Origin of the sequence: Mesorhizobium sp. M7A.F.Ca.CA.004.06.1.1, assembly GCF_003999135.1 — a bacterium.
Classification (GTDB): domain Bacteria; phylum Pseudomonadota; class Alphaproteobacteria; order Rhizobiales; family Rhizobiaceae; genus Mesorhizobium.
This window is the reverse complement of the sequence record NZ_RZPQ01000463.1, coordinates 1-4,725: the sequence shown is the minus strand read 5'-3', so window position 1 is coordinate 4,725 and position 4,725 is coordinate 1. Positions and strand designations below refer to the sequence as shown.

At 63.1% G+C, this 4,725-nt stretch carries 5 protein-coding genes and 1 pseudogene; 5 read left to right on the top strand and 1 reads right to left on the bottom strand.

Features of this window, described 5'->3' with window-relative positions; all coding sequences use genetic code 11:
- From EN906_RS23450 to EN906_RS23435, 4 genes and pseudogenes are all read left to right on the top strand, one after another.
- Nucleotides 1–289 (top strand): annotated as a pseudogene (locus tag EN906_RS23450) (dihydroneopterin aldolase); the annotation flags it as partial.
- 3 nt (nucleotides 290–292) lie between these two features.
- Entirely contained in the window at nucleotides 293–844 is a 552-nt protein-coding gene (locus EN906_RS23445) for a flavoprotein (protein ID WP_127268111.1), read from the top strand.
- Nucleotides 837–2,231 carry a DUF6513 domain-containing protein gene (locus tag EN906_RS23440; RefSeq protein ID WP_127268112.1) on the top strand — a complete coding sequence of 465 codons (1,395 nt, stop codon included), beginning with the start codon at nucleotides 837–839 and terminating at the stop codon, nucleotides 2,229–2,231. The genes EN906_RS23445 and EN906_RS23440 overlap by 8 nt, the downstream gene beginning before the upstream one ends.
- Nucleotides 2,232–2,234: 3 nt before the next feature.
- A complete protein-coding gene (locus tag EN906_RS23435) occupies nucleotides 2,235–2,825 on the top strand; it encodes a DUF447 domain-containing protein (protein WP_127268113.1) in 591 nt (196 codons plus the stop codon).
- Nucleotides 2,826–2,844: 19 nt separating this feature from the next.
- Here the strand turns inward: EN906_RS23435 and EN906_RS23430 are convergent, their stop codons facing one another.
- Nucleotides 2,845–3,882, bottom strand: a complete 1,038-nt coding sequence (locus EN906_RS23430; protein WP_127268114.1) for a hydantoinase/oxoprolinase family protein — start codon at nucleotides 3,880–3,882, stop codon at nucleotides 2,845–2,847.
- Between EN906_RS23430 and EN906_RS23425 the strand changes: the two genes are divergently transcribed.
- Entirely contained in the window at nucleotides 3,832–4,626 is a 795-nt protein-coding gene (locus EN906_RS23425; protein ID WP_236382789.1) for a HisA/HisF-related TIM barrel protein, read from the top strand. The genes EN906_RS23430 and EN906_RS23425 overlap by 51 nt on opposite strands.
- The last annotated feature ends 99 nt before the right edge of the window (nucleotides 4,627–4,725 follow it).

The following is a 4,725-nucleotide window of genomic DNA, read 5'->3' as shown; positions in this document are numbered from 1 at the left end:
GGACATTACCTCCGATTCTCTGGCCGCCTGGCTTGCCGGCAAGCTTGGCGCAAACGCGCTGTTGCTTATCAAGCAGACCGGTGCATTCTTCGATGGCGATACCGCTGACAGCCTGAGGACCCGAGGCATTGTCGACCCCGGCTTTGCCGCCATGCTGCCCGACGGCGTCGATTTCCATCTCGCCGGTCCGAAGGATGCTGCCGAGGCCGGCGCGATGCTCGCGTTGGGCAAGCTGCCCGGCACCAGGATCGTGGCTTCAACAGGGTCGTCGGCAAAGAAGGCGGGATAGCCGATGGTGAAGCTGCATGTGCCGCGCTGGGCATGGGTTTTGACGGGTTCCGGGCATTTCTTTACGGAGAGCTTCGCACTTGTTCGCCAACTCGAACATTGCGATGTCTTCGTGTCGAAGGCTGCCAACGAAGTGTTGCGCATGTACAAGCTTAAACTTGATTTCCCGGAGACGACGCGCGTGCTGCACGACAAGACCGCGAGTGCGATCCCTGTCGGCGAATTCTACCACGGTGTCTATCACACGGTCGTGGTGGCGCCGGCCACGTCCAACACGGTCGCCAAATGCGTGCATGGCATTTCCGACACGCTCGCCACCAATGTCTTTGCCCAAGCCGGAAAGTGCCGTGTGCCAGCCATCGTCTTTGCTTGCGACACCGCGCCGGAACTCGAGACCCAGGCACCGCACGGGCTGGTCAAGGTCTATCCGCGCAGGATCGACCTGGAAAATACCAAGCAGTTGAAGAGTTTTGAGCGGACCCAGGTGGTCGAATCGCTCGCTGATCTCGAAGCCTCGCTCACACGGCGCCGGGCCGAACTCGCAAGCGATGGCTGAGCGGCTGGTTTTTCTTACCGGCCATCTGGCCAAGGCGCGGCTGAAACGGCTGCTGGCCGGGCTGGGCAGTACCGAATTCGCGTGGGAAATCGTCGACGTCGGCGTCAAGGTCGCCGCGCTGATGAGCGAGGACATTGTGAAGCGTCGGCTCACTCTGACAGGAGACGTCGACCGCGTCGTCCTGCCCGGACGCTATCGGGGCAACATCGAGCACCTGTCGGAGCATTTCGGCGTGCCCTTTGTGCGCGGCCCCGACGAGATCGCTGACCTGCCGGCCTTCCTTGGCCGGGCGGGCAAACCGCCGGATCTGACGCGTCACGATATGCGCATCTTCGCCGAGATCGTCGATGCGCCGATGCTGTCGGTCGAGGCGCTGATGGCGAGGGCCTCGATGTTGGCCGCGGCCGGCGCCGATGTCATCGATCTGGGCTGCCTGCCGGAGACGCCGTTTCCATTGCTGCCGGAGGCTGTGCGAGCGCTCAAGGCACGGGGATTTATGGTCAGCGTCGATTCGGCCAGCGTGGACGAACTGACGATCGGGGCACGCGCCGGCGCGGACTATCTTCTCAGCCTCGATGAGAACACGCTGCCGTTGATCTTCGACCATAGGGCTACGGCAGTGTTGATACCGTCCACGCCCGGCGATCTGGATTCGCTCGGCCGGGCCATCGAAGCCGCTCAAAAGGCCGGCGTTGCCTTCATTGCCGATCCCGTGCTCGACCCGATCCATTTCGGCTTCGCCGTTTCACTCGGGCGCTTCATCGAGGCGCGGCGCCGCTGGCCGGACGCCGAATTGCTGATGGGTACCGGCAATCTCACCGAATTGACCGACGCGGACAGTTCCGGTGTTACGGCCGTTCTAGCGGGACTCTGCTCGGAACTCCGGATCCGAAACGTGCTGGCGGTGCATGTCAGCCCACACACGGTGCGGACGATCGAGGAGCACGATATCGCCCGCCGCGTCATGTTGGCTGCTTGCACGGACGGCGCGTTGCCGCGCGGCTATCACCCAGGCCTGTTGCAGGTCCACGATCGCAAGCCTTTCACAGCCTCAACCGACGATATCGAGGCATTGGCGGCCCAGGTCCGCGACGCCAACTTCCGGATCGCGGTAGCGGAGGACGGCATCCATGTTTTCAATAGCAAAGGGCATGCGGTTGCCACGGATGCGTTCGAACTTTTTGCCGGGCTGGACGTCAACGCCGATGGCGCACACGCTTTTTACCTCGGCGCGGAACTGATGAAAGCGGAGATCGCGTGGCGCCTCGGCAAGCGTTATGTGCAGGACGAACCGCTCGCATGGGGCGTTGCCGCGCCGGCTCCTGAAACCGACCGTACCCGTCTTGCCGAGCCGGGCCAGACGCTCCGCGCAAGGAAAGAGCGCTAGACCATGCCCTACATTCGCGAATCGATCATCACGACGGTCAACAAGGCAGGCAACGTCCACATCGCGCCGATCGGCATCATTGCCGAGAATGACGGCTGGGTGATTGCACCGTTCCGGCCGTCGGTCACGCTCGACAATCTCGCCGAAGTGCCATTCGCCATCGCCAATTATACCGACGACGTGCGTGTCTTTGCCGGCTGCCTGACAGGCCGCAAGCATTGGCCAACCGTTCCGGTTGACGGGTTTCCGGTGCCGAGGCTCGAGGCGGCGCTGGCGTATTCGGGTCTCGAAGTCCAGGCGGTCGATGACAATGGCGTGCGCCCCCGCCATTTCTGCCGCGTGGTGCGGGAGGAAGCGCTCGCGCCGTTCACCGGCCTCAACCGAGCCAAGGCGGCAGTGCTTGAGCTGGCCATCCTGGTCAGCCGGCTCGGCATGCTGCCGCGCGATAAGATCGAGGCGGAAATCGCCTACCTTTCGATTGCCATCGAAAAGACCGCAGGCGAGGGCGAAAAGGAGGCCTGGGGCTGGCTGATGCAGCGTGTCAGCGATCACTTGACCGCCAAAGGTTCCGGTAGCGAGGACGCGCGGGGTTAGGCCGAGCGCCGCACCCTGCTTACAACGGATATCCCGCCAAAAGCGCTATCGCGGACGCGGGGGCCGCGCTGCTCGCTTGCCCGCGAACGGTGTCATCGGCGGGGATGATGTCGGCGAAATCGACGTAGCTGCGTTCCATGCGTTCGGCCAGTCGCCTGATCTGCCAGCGACCGATTCCGGCGCCGACGATCGGGACATGCCGCGGCAAGGTCCCGGCAACCAGAGACGCTGCATCGTGCACTTTGCGCAGTTGCTGCTCGCTGAACCAGCGCGCGACTTCACCCCATTCCGGCGGGGTCAGGTCAGTGGCGTCGCGCCCCACCATGCGCGCCAGCCGCGCGATCGAGCCGTCCACGGTCTTTTCCTTGCCGTCGGCGGGAGGGTGCCTGTCGTCGTCCTCGTCGAGCACGCCCAGGATGCGGTGCGCGTCGGCGATCGAGGCGAAATACTCGTTCATCAGCGGCGTTAGCCTGCCATGGACGGGAGCCGACGAGGCTACGCCGAACAGGAATGTCCTGGTAAAGCCGGTATAGACCAATTCGCCGGTTAGAAGCCGTCCGGCATCGGTGTAGCCGTCATTGGCCACGGCGCCGTTCTTGATGGCAATGATATCGGTGGTGGTGGAGCCCATGTCGACGAACAGGGCATCGCCGGCGAGTTTTGCCACCAACAAGGCTGTCGCGTGCCAATTGGCAGAAGCCACATCGGCGCCTAACTGCGCTGCCTGCTCGACCCCGACGAAACCGGATGGTCCGGCATAGACCAGCTTTTTGTCTGTGGGGAAATGGGTGGAAATCTGACCCAGCAGAGCCGCTACGCCGACATCGCGGGACGGAAAGATGTCCGACAGTTCGCCTGTCATGGTGAATGCGTTGAGATCCGCACCCGCGTAGATCGGAGCCGTTTCGTCGAGGGCTGAAGCCAGCTTGTGCAGGCCTTGCCAGAGCGGCGTTGCGATCGTTACCGCCTCGACGATGCGACCGTCTTGTGCGCGGGTCACCTTCAGATGCGCGCCGCCAATGTCGAAACCGGCAATGATGCCCTTTCTTTTTTCCACGCTTCAAGCTTTCATGACGGGGGCAATTGGTCGGTGAAAAAAACGTTGCGTATTATTCCGGTTCTCGACCTGAAAGACGGCGTGGTGGTTCGCGCCCAGCAGGGAAAACGCGATCGCTACAGGCCGATCGTTACGCCGCTCAGCCGAAGCCCTGATGTCGTCGCGGTCGCTGAAGGACTGCGTGGGCTTTATCCTTTTTCGACCTTCTACATCGCAGATCTGGACGCTATCGAAGGCGGAGCGCCAAACAGCGACGCACTCGCCCGGCTGAGGACGATGGCGGAGCCGCCGGAACTTTGGGTCGATGCCGGCGTGGCCGACGAGAAGACACTTTTGGCGGCGCTTGCCGAACGCTCGCTGTCTCCTGTTCTGGGCTCTGAATCGCAGCGGGACGACATGTTGCTGCGGCGTTTTCGCGATCATCCCGATCTCATCCTGTCCCTTGATTTCGTCGGCGATAGTTTTTGCGGACCGCGTTCTCTTCTCGATGAGCCCGAGCTTTGGCCGCAAAAGGTGATTGTCATGACGCTGGCCAAGGTCGGTGCGGCCGCCGGTCCTGACTTCGGGCGGTTGCAGGAGGTCAAGGCCAAGGCCGGAAATCGCGCCGTCATCGCGGCCGGCGGCGTCCGAGATGAGGCCGACATCAGCGCCTTGTCCGCGATGGGTGTCGCCGCGGCGCTGGTCGCAACCTCATTGCACAACGCTACGCTCACACCCGGCCGCCTCGCGTCACTCGGCGCCTGATCATCGTTGCTCGTCGACTCCCGAAGGACGTGCGCCCTTCGGGAGTCGACGAGCAACGATGATCAGGCGCCGAGTGACGCGAGGCGGCCGGGTGTGAGC

Excerpts from the sequence above, each read along its gene's own strand:
- EN906_RS23435 (WP_127268113.1), top strand. The coding sequence starts at position 2,235 with ATGCCCTACATTCGCGAATCGATCATCACGACGGTCAACAAGGCAGGC.
- EN906_RS23425 (WP_236382789.1), top strand. The coding sequence starts at position 3,832 with ATGCGCGCCGCCAATGTCGAAACCGGCAATGATGCCCTTTCTTTTTTC.
- EN906_RS23445 (WP_127268111.1), top strand. The coding sequence starts at position 293 with ATGGTGAAGCTGCATGTGCCGCGCTGGGCATGGGTTTTGACGGGTTCC.
- EN906_RS23440 (WP_127268112.1), top strand. The coding sequence starts at position 837 with ATGGCTGAGCGGCTGGTTTTTCTTACCGGCCATCTGGCCAAGGCGCGG.